We start from the raw sequence: 15,292 nt of genomic DNA on the forward strand, positions 1-15,292 counted from the left end.
GGATGCACAGGGAGTTTTTTCAAGAGAAGTTTGGAAGGAGTTCGAACAATTCGCTTACATATTTAGTGAGGGTAGGTGTACTTATCTCATACAATGCTGACAGATTTGTTTTCGTGACGCCTTTGTTGCGGGAAGAGTGAAACATGTAATCAGCAGCTGCAGCAATCGCTTTTGGATTTTTGAATGGATACTGCTTTGTAATCCCAATTTCAAATAACGTAAACCACATTTGAAATAGATGAGTGCCCTCTTCGTCAAGCGGATTATGTTTCGCATATAATAACTCACTCGCTTGCATAGCCCGATTGAATGCCTCATCTGCGATTGTCTTTTCCACTAGATGGTAATCCAAACTGGAAGCGAGGACAAGCTTCTCAAGATCCTCCAGCTTTTCCACATCTATATAAGCAGGGTGTGCAATAATTTCTTGTTTATGAATGGACTTCCCTAAAAGAAAGAAGCCGAACATTCTTTCACTGACATACTCATTGCCGATTTTGTCGAGTAAGAATTGCTTGTCCTGTGTATAGACAGATGTATCAATTTCTTTATTCTCGTTAGCATCTATCCATGGTTCCAGACCAGCTTTTGAAGGGTCGATTTCAATCAGACGGCTAAATGCTGTTTCAGCCTGCTGCCTGTGCCCTGAAAAGAAAGCCGCATGGGCAAGCCAGAAGAAGAAGCCTGCGTCGCCTTCGAACCCTTTCTTCTGAATGCTGCGTAACCAGTGGTATGCTTCTTTATGATTACCAATCAGAGCGAAAGTAGCTCCCAATTTGTACCGGTTCTCAAACTGATATGGCCGAATTTTAACGAGTAATTCAGTAAGGGGCAGTAATTTTTCCTGATCCCCCTCGTAGTAATAGAAAACAGCTAGATTACATAACGCATGGATATTGCCTTGATCTTTTCGCAATACGTCGTACAACAATGCACGGGCATCCGAAGTTTCGCCTTTATAAAAATAAGCGAGGGCTAGGTTGTTAAACGAAGACCAAGATTCTGGATAATCCACAACGATGTCTTCTAAGACGGAGACCGCTTTGTCAAACTCGCCAGTTTCCATTAACCTTCTTGCTTTTTCTTGCAGCAAGTGAACTTCCTCGTCCGCCGGCTCGTCATCTGCTAAAAATGCGGCTTCTTGCTCTGCAAATTCAATGATTTCTTTCGCTTCTTCTGAAAGTTCCCCTTCAGGCGCCACATTCATATATTTTTCCGCAAATAATTTTGCTTCACGCAATAGCCCTAGATGTGCATGAATCTCTGCAAGATAGAAAATCACATCCCCATCTGCAGGCTCCAATTCATACGCTTGAATCAATAAATCGAGCGCTTCTTCAAAACGCCCTTCCTCCATCACCATAATGCCGTATTGCATGACAATTTGATGATCATTAGGGTTAAGTTCTACAGCACGCTTCAAATATTTCAGAGCCTCCGGAAATTGTTCTTTCTGAATTTCCGCCAGTGCCCGTTCATAGTAAAAATCACCGTCTGGGACAAATGAAATAATTTTATTGGGTTTTTTTTGCTCGTTTTTATCCAAACAGATTCCTCCGAAAAAACAAGAAGGAACGATTAAGACGCCCCTTCTTGCAATATGTCTACAGTATACCATAACTTCTTTTGTACAACGTTAAACCTTTAGCGTGTTTTTTTCCCGTTCAGCCCTCTGTTCGGCAGTATAAATTATTTGAACAGGATTCCCGCCAGCAAAAGCACCAGCCGGGATATCCTTATTCACAAGCGAAGCTGCAGAGACGACCGCGCCATCACCAATTGTAACTCCAGGCAATATTGTAGAGTTGGCACCAATCATAACTTCGTCTCCAATCACTACATCCCCAATCCGGTACTCGTCAATTAAGTACTCATGAGCCAAGATCGTCGAATTGAAGCCGATGATTGTATTTTTCCCGATACGGATGCGTTCAGGGAACATGACATCAGGAAAGACCATGAGTGCAACCGCTGTGTGCTGACCGACTTCCATCCGTAAAAATGTTCTATAAAGCCAGTTTTTTGCTTTAAAGAACGGTGTGTAGCGAGAAATTTGAATGACCATAAAATTCTTTGCCACTTTGAAAAACGAGACGGTTTTGTACAAGTTCCAGAGTGAATTTCCTTTCCCATGCACCTGAAAGCGGTCTGTCTTTCTCATTTTACTTTCACACCTGTAAGTTCATAAAGATCTGAAATGTGGTTCAACATATAGTCTGGGTTAAAAGTCGAAAGAAATTCTGGACCTTTTAAAGACCACGAAACCGCAGCAGTGCGGACACCTGCATTTTTCCCGCCTTCGATGTCATGATAGTTATCCCCGACCATTAAAACTTCTTCTTTAGATGCATGCAAACGCTCTATCGCCAGTAACAAAGGTTCGGGATCCGGCTTCGGATTCTGCACATTATCTAATCCGATAACCGTTTCAAATAGATGGGAAATGCCGATCAAATCCAATCCTTTTTGGACCATATCATTTCTTTTAGTAGAGACTACCGCCATACGGATTCCATGGTTTGCTAAATGAGTTAACACTTCTGTAACTCCGTCAAACTCGGAAACTAAACGGTCATGGTTGGTCATGTTCCATTCCCGATACTCTTGAATCATTCCTTCCGTCTTAGAAGGATCCATCTTAGTGAAGGTCTCAGCCAATGTCGGTCCTAAGAAAGGTAAAATTTCAGTTCGTGTATATTGTCCGGGGTAATGTTTTCCGAGCAATTGCTCAAAAGACTGCATGATCAATTCATTTGTGTCTAATAACGTACCGTCCAAATCGAACAGTATGGTTGTAATTGGCTTATCCATTAATAACAGCAGCCTCCTTTTCCAGTTTCTCGTTCAGCTTCTGTCTCCAGAAAAATGCAACTGCTATCGTTAATACAAACGCGGTTATAATTCGAATCAAAAGCAGCGGCCAGACAGGAATTCCTAACGGGATAAACAGTAAAGTATCTTCAATGACAGCATGACAAGCGACAAGGAAGATGAACGATAATGTTGCATCTCGTTTGCTGACCCCGTCTTCTTGAACTGCCTGAATCATAACTCCCGCACCATACGCAAGACCAATGACCAGCCCAGCCACGAGCGTTAAAGATGCGTTCGGCTGAACACCAATCAGTCTAGTGACAGGCGAAAATTTAGAGGAGAACTTTTCCAAGTACTTTCGGTCCTTCAAAAATTGCACGACAAGCATTAACGGGATTACAATGAGCGCGAGCTGCAAAACTCCGAAAGAAGCCTTTTGCAGTCCTAATAAAAGAATTTCAAGCCAGCCGTCTGGCACTGCAGCTGTTTCAGGAGCAATCCCATACTTCGCAATCTCACCGCCTCCTTGCCAAACGAGGTTGATGACAATTCCTGAGACCGCCGCTAAACCGAAGCGTACAACCAAGACAATCCAAAGTTTAACGCCAACTTTTAACGCAACACCCGTTTCGATGAACAAGTTGTGAGCAAAACTAAGCATGACCGCGATGATGAATACTTCTTTCACTGTCAAATCGAGCGACAGGATACCGGCAATTCCGGCATACAAGTTCAATGCATTCCCGAGCACCAGAGGGATCGCCGCTTCTCCCCTTAATCCAAAAAGGTTCATAAATGGAGAGATCAGCTTAACAATCCAAGGCAGTATCGGAGTATGTTGTAAAATTACAACGAGAATCGTGATAGGGAAAATAATTTTCCCCAGCGACCACGTTGTTTTCAATCCAGCTCCTAAGCCGTTCTTAAGCGTAGACACATTTGCGTCAGTTGTCATTGTACCTCACATCCGTTTTTATGATAAACCTGCGATAAATGAGTATTCCAAGTGCAATGAGCACCCCTAAAATAGAAACCACCTGCGCCGCACGAAGACCTCCTCCGTACAGACTATCCGTTCTCATTCCTTCAATGAAGAAACGTCCTACTGAATACCAACTGATATAGAAGAAGAAGATTTCACCGCGTTTCAAGTTCACTCTGCGCAATAGCAGAATGATGGCAAGCCCCACTAAGTTCCACATGGACTCATATAAAAAGGTTGGATGATACGTAATCCCTTCAATTGTCATCTGATTCATAATCCAATCAGGGATGATGTTGTTTTCAAGAAATGACTGAGATACGGGTCCGCCATGAGCTTCTTGGTTCATAAAGTTGCCCCAGCGCCCGATGATTTGACCAATCAATAAACCCGGTGCTGTGATATCTGCAACTTTCCAGAAAGACACTCCGCGTTTTCTTGTAAAGATAACGGCTGTAATAATAGCGCCAATCAATGCACCGTGAATGGCGATGCCGCCTTCCCAAATCTTTATAATATCTCCGGGATTGTCTTTATAGAAATCCCAAGAGAAAATAACATAGTAAATTCGTGCGGAAATGATGGAGATGGGAACTGCCCAAATGAGCATATCCGTCAGGAAATCAGGGTGCATCTTTTGTTTTACCATTTCCTTCTGTACGAGTAAAAACGCTAAAATGATTCCTGTCGCGATTAAAATTCCGTACCATCGGACTTCGAAAGTACCAAAAGAAAACGCAACTGGATCGATTGCTAATAATGTATTCATTTACCGATGAATCCCCTTTTCTTCTGCCGCAGCCGCCTTTTGACTAATCACTGCATCCAGCTTGTTTGTAAATTCCTCAGCTGCATTAATGCCTAATGTTTTAAGCCGATAATCCATTGCAGCCACTTCAATGATCACAGATAGATTTCGACCAGGACGAACAGGTACAATCAGCTTCGTCACTTCGGAATCCATAATCTTCAGTTTGTCTTCGTCCACACCTAGACGATCATACATTTTTTCAGGATCCCATATTTCCAAATCGATGACGAGAACAATCCGTTTATCATCTTTAACAGAACTCGCTCCGAATAAGGTCATAATATCTATGATCCCGACTCCTCGAATTTCTAACATATGCTGAAGCAGCGGAGGAGGACTGCCGATTAAGATATTCTTCCCCACTTCCCGAATTTCAACGGAATCATCTGCAATAAGCCGATGTCCGCGCTTCACTAGTTCAAGTGCCGTCTCACTTTTTCCGACACCGCTTTTTCCGGTGATCAGCACACCAATTCCATAGACGTCCACTAAAACTCCATGAAGGGTTTCCATTGGAGCCAATCGACCTGATATAAAATTCGTGATCATCCCCGAAAGTCTCGTAGTCGGAACGTCCGCTCCTAAAACAGCAATCCCCATTCGCTCTGCGGCCATTTCAAGCTCTGGCGGAAGTGCCACGCCATGGGCCAAAACAAATGCGGGAGTATCTGGCGTACATAACAAATCCATTCGTTCAATCCGAAGTGATTCAGGAAGCATTTCGAAGAACGAGATCTCCGTCTTCCCTAACAGCTGGATGCGCGTGCGCGTATAGAAATCGAAATAGCCTGCCATCTCCAGTCCGGGACGGGAGATATCACTTAACTCAATCGTTCGGTCAATCCCCCTGGCACCAGCCAGCAATTCCAAGTCAAACCGTTCCTGTATATCTTTAACCGTGACTCCACCCATCTGATAGCCACCTCCATCTTCATTTGTCACCTATGCATCATTCTAACATTGAACATAGGATTTTGAACGGTTTTTTGTATCGAGCATCCGCCGATTTTCATTATTCTGGCGGAACGATTAAAAAGCCTCCCCTCGATTGCTTCGAGAGGAGACCCAGTGTATTCCTTATTCGGCTTTATCGGGAGTATAACAAACCATGATAGAGCCCGTTTTAGATTCTGCAAAAACGTGCAGCGTGGAAGGGGCATCCTCTGCATCCTTCTTAAAGTTCATAGAGCGATGCAGCAGCTGATCCTGAGTAGATGTATTCTCTACATCTGGCAGTTTCAAATTCAAGCTGCCAATTGTGGATGTAATGCTTCCCACTAACGACAGTTGACGAGGTACATACAGCTCGATATTGCCGCCTACACTTTTCACATCTAATTTTTCAGGAGTCTCATGTGCAGTAGTTACGGAGATGGAACCGTTAAGTGTTCTCGCTTGAGCATCTTTCACTTTCCCATCAATGTAAATGAGACCATTCAATGTCTGAGTCTCAAGTTTTTTACTTTCGATACTGAGCAGCCGAATTTCTCCATTAAGAGTCTCAATGTCCACTTCGTTTGCTTTAACGTAGCTAACATTGACTTTCCCGTTCGCTGTTTTTACGCGCAAAGCATCCGTTTCCAGATTACGCAATTCAAATCCGCCGTGTAATAGCCGAACAGAAATCTTGCGGTACAGTTTCCCAGGAACAGTAAGAACCGTATTCACTTGTACCGTTTTAGAATTACTTGAAATTCTTAATGCCTGGTCATCTGTTACAAAGATCAGCTTTTCCATGAATTCTTGTTTTGCTTCTTCTTCGGTATTCGATGTGAATGTCTTTACTGAGAATACAGCTGAAATTTCGTCTCCTTCACCGGGTATAATCGATAATTTACCATTGTCGATATCCACGATAATTTCATCCAGGTCTTTACCGTCTTTTTGCACGTTGTGCTCAAATGTTGTGGAAGCGCCAAAAGGATTTTCCATATCAAACTGTTTCACTTTTTGAACTGCACTCTGCATGAATTGCATAAATTGGTCACCAACATTCGTCAGATCCTTACGAATATCTTCCATGAATTCTTCAGCAGAAGCGCCTGACCAGCCAGATTTTGAAGACTGCCCTTTTTCTTTAGAAGACTCTTTGTCCTGTGTTCCCTCATCCATTTTCGGTTCAGCATGAGGTTGTTCTTTTGACTCTTGTGCAGAATCACCGCTGGTTGCGGCTGGTTCAATTTCAGTAAAAAAACCAGCAGGCTTTTTTGCAGAATCATCTTGAGAGAGTGCTTCTAGCAACGTCAATGCCTCGTCCGTAGAAATCGTTCCATTTTCAAGCATAGTTAAAATGCGTTTTCTTTCGTTTTGCATTTCTTTCGCCTCCTGAGTGGAATGATGGTGCATATGATCTGCTTATCTATACGGCTTACAACAAAAAAAGTTTCATGTTACTGGATTTTCAGCTTGCTCGATTCTTGCCGACATCCGACTGCGATCTCGCTCCAGGATAGGTTTCAAGTACTTTCCTGTATACGACTTTTTATTTTCGGCCACTTGTTCCGGCGTTCCTGCAGCGATGATTTGCCCGCCCTTGTCACCGCCTTCAGGTCCAAGGTCAATAATATGGTCCACAGTTTTAATAACATCCAAGTTATGTTCGATGACTAATACTGTATTTCCCGTCTCAACAAGTCGTTCCAGCACTTTAAGAAGTTTGGCAATATCGTGTACATGAAGACCCGTCGTCGGTTCATCCAAAATGTAGAACGACTTTCCATTTGAACGTTTGTGAAGTTCAGAGGCAAGCTTGACGCGTTGTGCTTCTCCGCCGGAAAGTGTTGTGGCAGGCTGTCCTAATTGAACATACCCTAATCCGACGTCAACAATCGTTTGCAGCTTGCGCTGAATTTTAGGGATATTTTCAAAGAACACGGATGCAGATTCTGCTGTCATTTCAAGAACGTCTGCAATGTTCTTCCCTTTATACGTGACTTCAAGCGTTTCCCGGTTATATCTCTTCCCGTGACATACATCACAAGGAACGTAGACGTCAGGCAAGAAATGCATTTCGATCTTAAGAATTCCGTCACCGCGACACGCTTCGCACCGTCCGCCTTTCACATTGAAACTGAATCTTCCTTTTTTATAGCCCCTGACTTTCGCCTCGTTCGTCATCGCAAATACATCTCTGACATCGTCGAATACGCCTGTATACGTAGCAGGATTAGATCGCGGTGTCCGTCCAATTGGAGATTGGTCGATTTCAATTACCTTTTCTAATTCTTCCAATCCTTCAACGCTTTTATACGCACCCGGACGTTGTTTGGACCGATTCAGCTTTTGCGCCAATATTTTATACAGGACATTGTTGATTAGCGTACTTTTACCCGATCCTGAAACACCTGTTACTGCGATAAACTGACCTAACGGAAACTCCGCATTCACTTTTTTAAGATTATTTTCAGTGGCACCTTTGATAATTATTTTGCGTCCATCCGATTTCCGGCGCTCAAACGGCAGTGGAATGTAACGCTTCCCGCTCAAATATTGCCCTGTCAATGAGTTAGGATCTGCCATCACTTCTTCTGGAGTCCCTGCAGAAACAATTTCGCCTCCCGCTACACCTGCCCCAGGGCCAATGTCGATCAGGTAGTCAGCTTCCATCATCGTGTCTTCATCATGCTCCACGACAATGAGCGTGTTTCCGATATCTCTCATACTTTTCAATGTACTGATCAGCCGGTCATTATCTCTCTGATGCAGCCCAATCGAAGGTTCATCGAGTATATACAGGACGCCTGTTAAGCGTGAACCGATTTGAGTGGCAAGGCGGATACGCTGTGCTTCTCCGCCTGAAAGCGTTCCAGCTGCGCGGGATAGTGTTAGATAATCGAGGCCTACGTTAACCAGAAAACCGAGCCGCTCATTGATTTCCCGAAGGATCAGTTCAGCAATCTTAGCATCTTTTTCTGAAAGCTCAAGGTCATTGAAGAATGAGCTTGCTTCGGTAATCGATTTCTCGGTTACTTGACCAATGTGTATGTTATCCACTTTCACGGCGAGTGATTCTTGTTTCAACCGGTAGCCGTCACATGTAGGACATGGACGCTGCGCCATGTACTTCTCCATCTGTTCACGGACATAGTCAGAAGATGTGTCTTTGAAACGGCGTTCTACATTCGATAAAACCCCTTCGAAGTAAATCGCATTATCCCGAGTCTGTCCGAACTCATTTGTGTACTTGAATCGTATCCGTTCATCCTTGGATCCATAAAGAATCTTATTCAAATCCTCGGTTGCCATTTCACTTACAGGGCACTCCATTGAGATGCCATAATGATCAGCAACTGTCTTCAGCAGTTCTGGATAGTACTGTGAACTTGTAGGTATCCATGGGACGATTGCATCGTCTTTTAGTGAAAGAGAGGGATCAGGAATCACAAGGTCCGGATCTACTTCTAATTTCATGCCAAGACCATCGCAGTCCGGGCACGCACCAAATGGGCTGTTGAATGAAAACATTCTAGGTTCTAATTCACCGATAGAAAATCCGCAAATTGGACATGCATGGTGTTCGCTGAACAATAGTTCTTCCCCGTCGATCACATCCACAAGCGCGGTTCCTTCGGAAAGACGAAGTGCCGCTTCCAGGGAATCACTGAGACGGCCTGCAACTCCCTCTTTAATAACTACCCGGTCAACAACCACTTCAATGTTATGCTTTTTGTTTTTGTTCAAGTCGATGTTGTCATCTAAATCGAAGGTTTCGCCATCAATTCTGACACGCACATATCCTTGTTTTTTCAAGTCTTCCAGCAGCTTGACATGTGTCCCTTTTCTGCCCGAAACGATAGGCGCTAATATTTGGATGCGGGTCCGGTCTTCCAGCTCGAGCACACGGTCTGTCATCTGCTCTACTGTCTGTGATGTAATTTCGATCCCATGGTTGGGACAAATCGGTTTTCCAACGCGTGCAAACAGCAATCTTAAATAGTCGTATACTTCCGTAACTGTTCCAACTGTGGAACGCGGATTTCGACTGGTGGTTTTCTGATCGATTGAAATGGCCGGAGAGAGTCCTTCAATAAGATCGACATCCGGTTTGTCCATTTGCCCAAGGAACTGCCGGGCATAGGAGGAGAGCGACTCCACGTACCGGCGCTGTCCTTCTGCATAAATCGTATCAAAAGCGAGGGATGATTTACCCGATCCTGAGAGACCTGTCATAACGACCAGCTGATCTCGGGGAATGGTGACGTTAATATTTTTCAAGTTATGCGCTCTTGCACCTTGAATGTAGATTTCAGTATTTTTCATGCCTTCTCACCTTTCCGCTTTCAATTCCAATATGGTATCTCTAAGCTCAGCAGCACGCTCAAAGTCGAGCGCCTTCGCTGATTCTTTCATTTCTTTTTCAAGCGATGCCAGCAATGTCAGTTTTTCTTCTTTCGTCAACTTCTTGCCTTCTGTCACTTTATCCATAAACGAAAGCGATTCTTCAGAAGCTTGTGTCGCACGGATGACATCGCGAATTCCTTTTTGAATCGTTTTCGGTGTTATATTATGTTCTTCGTTATACGCCATTTGTTTTTCTCTGCGGCGCTCGGTTTCCTCAATTGCTTTGTTCATCGAATCCGTATATCTATCCGCATACATAATGACTCGTCCTTCAGAGTTCCGTGCTGCGCGTCCAATTGTTTGGATGAGTGCACGTTCTGAACGAAGGAACCCTTCTTTGTCCGCATCGAGAATGGTTACGAGTGATACTTCTGGGATATCGAGACCTTCCCTCAACAAGTTAATGCCTACTAAGGCATCGTAAGTTCCCAGTCGCAGTTCGCGAATTATTTCGATTCGCTCCAGTGTTTTAATCTCCGAGTGAAGATAGTTCACTTTCACTCCAGCTTCTTTCAAATAATCCGTCAAGTCCTCAGACATTTTTTTAGTAAGTGTTGTGATAAGCACCCGTTCATTTCTTTTACTGCGCTCGTTGATTTCATCGAGCAGATCATCAATTTGTCCTTCGATCGGACGCACTTCAATGATCGGATCGAGCAAACCGGTGGGACGGATAATTTGTTCTACCATTTTAGGTGTATGTTCTATTTCATACGGTCCTGGTGTTGCAGAGACATAAATCGCCTGGTTCACGTGCTTTTCAAATTCTTCGAACATGAGCGGACGGTTGTCCAGAGCAGAAGGAAGCCGGAATCCATGTTCAACCAGAACTTTTTTCCTCGCTTGGTCTCCGTTATACATGCCTCGGATTTGCGGAAGCGTCACGTGGCTTTCATCTGCCACAATGAGGAAGTCATCAGGGAAATAGTCAATCAGCGTATAGGGTGTCTCCCCAGCATCACGAAGCGATAAGTGACGTGAATAGTTTTCGATTCCTGAACAGAATCCCATCTCACGCATCATTTCTAAGTCGTATCGTGTTCGCTGCTCTAGTCGCTGTGCTTCTAAGAGTTTGTCGTTCTCTCTCATGATTTTCAGCTGTTCTTCCAATTCTATTTCAATTCGTTCGATCGCCTTGACCATTTTCGCTTCACCTGTAACGAAGTGGGAATTCGGGAAGATTGCGACGTGTTCGCGTTCACCCAGCACTTCACCTGTCAGTGCATCTACTTCACGCAATCGATCGATTTCGTCTCCGAAAAATTCTATGCGGATACATCTTTCATCTTGAGACGCCGGGAAGATTTCTACTACATCCCCTCTTACACGGAACGTTCCGCGTGTAAAACTCACATCGTTCCGTTCGTATAAGTTATCAACGAATTTCCGTAATAGCTGATTTCTGTCAATCTCGAGTCCGGGACGGAGGGATATCATGTGAGACCCATATTCTTCCGGTGACCCCAAACCGTATATACAAGAAACCGACGCGACAATCAGTACATCTTTCCGTTCAAAAAGGGATGCAGTTGCAGAGTGACGCAATTTATCGATTTCATCATTAATACTTGAGTCTTTCTCTATATACGTATCTGTTTGCGGGACATACGCTTCCGGCTGATAATAATCGTAAAAGCTGACAAAGTATTCAACTGCATTATCAGGGAAGAACTCTTTGAATTCACTGTAAAGCTGCCCTGCAAGCGTTTTGTTATGTGCGATGACCAAAGTCGGTTTATTGATTTCTGTTACGACGTTGGAAACGGTAAATGTCTTACCTGTACCTGTTGCCCCCAGCAGCGTCTGATGCTTCTCGCCGTTCTTGATACCAGCGACTAATTTTTTGATAGCAGCAGGCTGATCGCCTTGGGGTGTATATGGGGCTTGCAGATTAAATGTATCTGTCACTGAACGTCACTCCCTAGTATTCCTCTATAGTCTATTTTATCACATTCCCTCTCTAACCCAAAGCGAAAAGCGAACGTACGTTTTTTCTCAAAAAAAACCTGCACGCAAATGCGCACAGGTTGGAATCATTCTTTTTCGTCCAGCTGCTGAAGAGAATCTGTCAGCTGCATAAAGGTCGGCTTATCATTACGATCCAGGGCCGCATCAATCTCTTCCAGCAAACGTGTTCGAGTTTGTTCACGGTGGATGTGATTCAAAAACAAATCGATGTAGATGTCATTCAGCATTTTTTCCGCTTGCATTGAGGAACTATTCTTTCCCACAGCCTTTAGGAACTCAGCATATGAATAATTATTCTCCATCTCTCTCACCTCGGAACCCTTTTAATTATTGTAACGAATCCTTCCTCCATATTGCAAGTACTTTTTCGAATATTCCTACTCTTCTTCTTTATTATTCGTTAAGCGAATGGTTGCTTCAGATATAATCAGTACAACAGCCCCCATAATGAAAGGTGTTACTGACAAACCATGCATGAGTAAACCTGCAAGTAAAACGAGGCCTGCCTGCAGCCATTGGACACGCTCAGTTAAACGGAAAATTTCCTTTGGACGTGCTTCTTCTGTATTCGGGAATAATAAATCCATGCGGAATTCATCTCCGCCACGCAATGTTTGCAGCGTTTGAATTGCAGATGCGAAGGCAAGTGCTCCAATGAAAACAAATGCGACGATTGGAAATGGGATGAATACTACTCCTAAAATAGACAACACCGTCAGCCGCAGCCACAGCCAAAATGATTCGTCCGTCCGGATAAACGTCCGACGCAGCAAAAAGCTTTGTGCATCTGTTCGTTCTACGTGTGCGTCAGGCATGAATACACCAAGCCAAGACCGTTTGCTGATAGACCCCTTCAAATGTGGGACCTCGGTGAAATAGTTTGCAAAACGATAAAAGCCCATCATCCGATTCTGCTCAAGTTCGATAAAATGAGTATAAGGGAACGGCTGCATCGCTGCTTTCTTCTTCCACAGTAAACCGTAGAGCACATAGGCAATTGCAATGACCGCCAGGATAATCCACTGTTCAGTCAAGACTGCATAAAACACTAGCGTGCTTAGCACGAAACGAATGAAACGATCTTGCCATACCCCTTGTCCTTCGTTCGCTTTGCGATAAAGGAACTCCGTTCGCACACTCGCCCACATCGCGACGATGACTATCAGCAGCAATAAGCCAAATACTGATTTACCGCCAATATCATATGCACTTAACATGGGAAGCGCGACGATGAAAACAATGATTGGCAACGGTAATTTTGAGAAGAACGTCCAGTTCAGCGCTCTGCCTGTATACGTCGGCAACTCTTTTTCAAGAGGCAGCAAATAGACAGCATCTGCTGGTTTAAGCAGCGTCACGGGTGTGGCAATGAACGTTGAGCCTGCGAGCAATAATGCAATCAGCCAAGCTGCCGGCAACTCCGCGGGTACATCTTTTAGCCATTCGCTGTAAGCATAGCCTGCTGCTCCGATTGAAAACAGCATCACAATCGCCAAATGCCCAGTGAACACATACTGCAAGTACCGCTGCAACTCCATTACATATTTTCCGAAACGACTTCCCCACAGATCACGTAAGCTGTTCATAATCAGCTTCCTCTGTCATCGCAATGTATAAATCGTCCAATGACGCTTCCGGACGCCCGAATGCTTTTCGCAAATCGTCCATTGTTCCGTGTGCCCGCACGCTGCCTTCGTGCAAGAGGATGATTCGATCACAATGTTTTTCAGCGGTTGACAATACGTGTGTCGACATTAAAACTGATGCGCCATTTTCCGTTCTCTGTGTAAGCTGAGCAAGCAATGAGCGAATCCCCAGTGGATCAAGTCCGACAAAAGGTTCATCGATAATATAGAGTGCTGGTTCTGCAAGAAACGCACACATAATCATAACTTTTTGCCGCATCCCTTTTGAGAAATGAGACGGATACCATTTTAAGCGTTTTTCCATTCGAAACTCTTTCAGTAACGCTGCTGATCTTGCTTCAAATACGTCCTGAGGAATTCCATACGCCATCGCAGTAAGTTCCAAATGCTCACGCAGTGTCAGTTCCTCATACAAAATTGGAGTTTCAGGAATATAGCTGAACGACTTCCGATACTTTTCAGCGTCCTCGTCAAATGTGACACCGTTAATTTCAATGGCTCCTCCTTGAGGATTCATTAACCCGATAATGTGTTTGATAGTTGTACTTTTACCGGCACCGTTTAGTCCAATCAGCCCGACTAATTCACCTTTTTGAATGTTAAATGAAACTTCATGCAGAACAGGTTTTCTTGAATAACCGCCTGTTACGTCTTTCAAGTCAAGTATTGCCATGCGTCTTCCTCCATTCTTCTTCTAGTTTACCAAATCTGAAACAACAATGCCTTGTCCAGCTCATGCCGATTATCTGAAAATATGCTACACTAATGACATTCATGAAAGGAAGTGTACAAATGTCCTCTTGTATTTTCTGTAAAATCGCAGCTGGGGAACTCCCTGGAGAAGTTTTGTATGAAGATGAACACGTAATTGCTTTCATGGACATTATGCCAGTCACTAAAGGGCATGTCCTCTTAATTCCTAAAAACCATAGGGAAAATGTGTATGACCTGACTTCCGATGAGGCTTCTCATCTATTTGCAGTTGCTCCTAAACTTGCAAATGCCATTAAGGATACGTTTAACCCTGCTGGGATGAACCTTGTCCAAAATAATGGTGCTGCAGCAGGCCAAGCCGTTTTCCACTTCCATCTGCATTTTGTTCCAAGATATGATGAAACAGATGGGTACCGTCCAACATGGGATCAAAAAACAGAAGAATTCCCTAGTGAACGAATTCACGAACTTGCAGGAGACATTAAAAAACATCTCCAAACACACGCATAACAACTCATTTAAAATGCAACCAGGTTTTAACGATGCATGACAAGGAAATGAAACGAATAGGAAGGAGTGAGCAATTCATGAAAACATCTACATTTTTTGCAGGACTGGCCGTTGGGTCAGTGGCTGCTGCGATTACAGTACTATACTCAACTCCACAATCCGGAAGCGAGATGCGTTCGTCTGTAGCAACTGCATCTGCCGATTTGAAGGCAAAGCTGAAAGATGTGAAAGGCCGAGTGAATGAGTTGAAAGAATCTGTTTCAGATTTTGCGAACCAAAACGTTCAGCCTGCAATTGAAGGGGTCAAAGATTCTGTAGGCGGCTGGCGCACTGCGGATGAAGGATCACGTAACCGTCTGGAAAACGAGATCCAAGAAATTCAATCTGCAATTGAAGAACTTGAACGGCATGTTGCAGCACAGCACAATCATTAAAAAGACCTCTAAAACATCCCTCATTTTCGGGGATGTTTTTTATTTTGAGATGAAAATTTTTAACGAATTGAAT

At 43.9% G+C, this 15,292-nt stretch carries 14 protein-coding genes; 2 read left to right on the forward strand and 12 right to left on the reverse strand.

Annotated features, from left to right (window positions below):
* Positions 1-19: 19 nt before the first annotated feature.
* From PGH26_RS11345 to PGH26_RS11400, 12 genes are all read right to left on the reverse strand, one after another.
* Entirely contained in the window at positions 20-1,546 is a 1,527-nt protein-coding gene (locus PGH26_RS11345) for a tetratricopeptide repeat protein (RefSeq protein ID WP_323691190.1), read from the reverse strand.
* A gap of 90 nt (positions 1,547-1,636) precedes the next feature.
* Complete coding sequence (locus PGH26_RS11350; protein ID WP_323691191.1) at positions 1,637-2,161, reverse strand: acyltransferase; 525 nt, start codon at positions 2,159-2,161, stop codon at positions 1,637-1,639.
* On the reverse strand, positions 2,158-2,811 hold the full coding sequence (gene ppaX / locus PGH26_RS11355; protein ID WP_323691192.1) for a pyrophosphatase PpaX: 654 nt from the start codon (positions 2,809-2,811) through the stop codon (positions 2,158-2,160). The genes PGH26_RS11350 and ppaX overlap by 4 nt, the downstream gene beginning before the upstream one ends.
* A complete protein-coding gene (locus tag PGH26_RS11360; RefSeq protein WP_323691193.1) occupies positions 2,804-3,769 on the reverse strand; it encodes a nucleoside recognition domain-containing protein in 966 nt (321 codons plus the stop codon). The genes ppaX and PGH26_RS11360 overlap by 8 nt, the downstream gene beginning before the upstream one ends.
* A complete protein-coding gene (gene lgt, locus PGH26_RS11365) occupies positions 3,759-4,565 on the reverse strand; it encodes a prolipoprotein diacylglyceryl transferase (protein WP_323691194.1) in 807 nt (268 codons plus the stop codon). The genes PGH26_RS11360 and lgt overlap by 11 nt, the downstream gene beginning before the upstream one ends.
* On the reverse strand, positions 4,566-5,519 hold the full coding sequence (hprK, locus tag PGH26_RS11370) for an HPr(Ser) kinase/phosphatase (RefSeq protein ID WP_323691195.1): 954 nt from the start codon (positions 5,517-5,519) through the stop codon (positions 4,566-4,568). It abuts the gene before it with no gap.
* A gap of 165 nt (positions 5,520-5,684) precedes the next feature.
* Positions 5,685-6,920: a DUF4097 family beta strand repeat-containing protein gene (locus PGH26_RS11375; RefSeq protein WP_323691196.1), complete on the reverse strand. Its 1,236-nt coding sequence runs from the start codon at positions 6,918-6,920 to the stop codon at positions 5,685-5,687.
* A gap of 72 nt (positions 6,921-6,992) precedes the next feature.
* Positions 6,993-9,866 carry an excinuclease ABC subunit UvrA gene (gene uvrA / locus PGH26_RS11380; protein ID WP_323691197.1) on the reverse strand — a complete coding sequence of 958 codons (2,874 nt, stop codon included), beginning with the start codon at positions 9,864-9,866 and terminating at the stop codon, positions 6,993-6,995.
* 6 nt (positions 9,867-9,872) lie between these two features.
* A complete protein-coding gene (uvrB, locus tag PGH26_RS11385; RefSeq protein ID WP_323691198.1) occupies positions 9,873-11,855 on the reverse strand; it encodes an excinuclease ABC subunit UvrB in 1,983 nt (660 codons plus the stop codon).
* Positions 11,856-11,980: 125 nt separating this feature from the next.
* On the reverse strand, positions 11,981-12,157 hold the full coding sequence (locus tag PGH26_RS11390) for an IDEAL domain-containing protein (protein WP_323691199.1): 177 nt from the start codon (positions 12,155-12,157) through the stop codon (positions 11,981-11,983).
* A 135-nt stretch (positions 12,158-12,292) separates the two neighbouring features.
* A complete protein-coding gene (locus PGH26_RS11395; RefSeq protein WP_323691200.1) occupies positions 12,293-13,501 on the reverse strand; it encodes an ABC transporter permease in 1,209 nt (402 codons plus the stop codon).
* Positions 13,485-14,234: an ABC transporter ATP-binding protein gene (locus PGH26_RS11400; protein ID WP_323691201.1), complete on the reverse strand. Its 750-nt coding sequence runs from the start codon at positions 14,232-14,234 to the stop codon at positions 13,485-13,487. Before PGH26_RS11400 ends, PGH26_RS11395 begins: the two co-directional genes overlap by 17 nt.
* Positions 14,235-14,353: 119 nt before the next feature.
* Here PGH26_RS11400 and PGH26_RS11405 point away from each other — a divergent pair, with 119 nt between their 5' ends.
* Together PGH26_RS11405 and PGH26_RS11410 are read left to right on the forward strand one after the other, a co-directional pair.
* A complete protein-coding gene (locus PGH26_RS11405) occupies positions 14,354-14,785 on the forward strand; it encodes an HIT family protein (protein ID WP_323691202.1) in 432 nt (143 codons plus the stop codon).
* 77 nt (positions 14,786-14,862) lie between these two features.
* Complete coding sequence (locus PGH26_RS11410) at positions 14,863-15,219, forward strand: YtxH domain-containing protein (RefSeq protein WP_323691203.1); 357 nt, start codon at positions 14,863-14,865, stop codon at positions 15,217-15,219.
* Positions 15,220-15,292 lie beyond the last annotated feature (73 nt).

The sequence above is a fragment of the Sporosarcina jeotgali genome (assembly GCF_033304595.1).
Taxonomy (GTDB): domain Bacteria; phylum Bacillota; class Bacilli; order Bacillales_A; family Planococcaceae; genus Sporosarcina; species Sporosarcina jeotgali.

Coding starts and splice junctions, on each gene's coding strand:
- uvrA (WP_323691197.1), bottom strand. CDS start 9,866: ATGAAAAATACTGAAATCTACATTCAAGGTGCAAGAGCGCATAACTTG.
- lgt (WP_323691194.1), bottom strand. CDS start 4,565: ATGAATACATTATTAGCAATCGATCCAGTTGCGTTTTCTTTTGGTACT.
- ppaX (WP_323691192.1), bottom strand. CDS start 2,811: ATGGATAAGCCAATTACAACCATACTGTTCGATTTGGACGGTACGTTA.
- PGH26_RS11410 (WP_323691203.1), top strand. CDS start 14,863: ATGAAAACATCTACATTTTTTGCAGGACTGGCCGTTGGGTCAGTGGCT.
- PGH26_RS11390 (WP_323691199.1), bottom strand. CDS start 12,157: ATGCAAGCGGAAAAAATGCTGAATGACATCTACATCGATTTGTTTTTG.
- PGH26_RS11400 (WP_323691201.1), bottom strand. CDS start 14,234: ATGGCAATACTTGACTTGAAAGACGTAACAGGCGGTTATTCAAGAAAA.
- PGH26_RS11405 (WP_323691202.1), top strand. CDS start 14,354: ATGTCCTCTTGTATTTTCTGTAAAATCGCAGCTGGGGAACTCCCTGGA.
- PGH26_RS11360 (WP_323691193.1), bottom strand. CDS start 3,769: ATGACAACTGACGCAAATGTGTCTACGCTTAAGAACGGCTTAGGAGCT.
- PGH26_RS11375 (WP_323691196.1), bottom strand. CDS start 6,920: ATGCAAAACGAAAGAAAACGCATTTTAACTATGCTTGAAAATGGAACG.
- PGH26_RS11395 (WP_323691200.1), bottom strand. CDS start 13,501: ATGAACAGCTTACGTGATCTGTGGGGAAGTCGTTTCGGAAAATATGTA.
- hprK (WP_323691195.1), bottom strand. CDS start 5,519: ATGGGTGGAGTCACGGTTAAAGATATACAGGAACGGTTTGACTTGGAA.
- PGH26_RS11350 (WP_323691191.1), bottom strand. CDS start 2,161: ATGAGAAAGACAGACCGCTTTCAGGTGCATGGGAAAGGAAATTCACTC.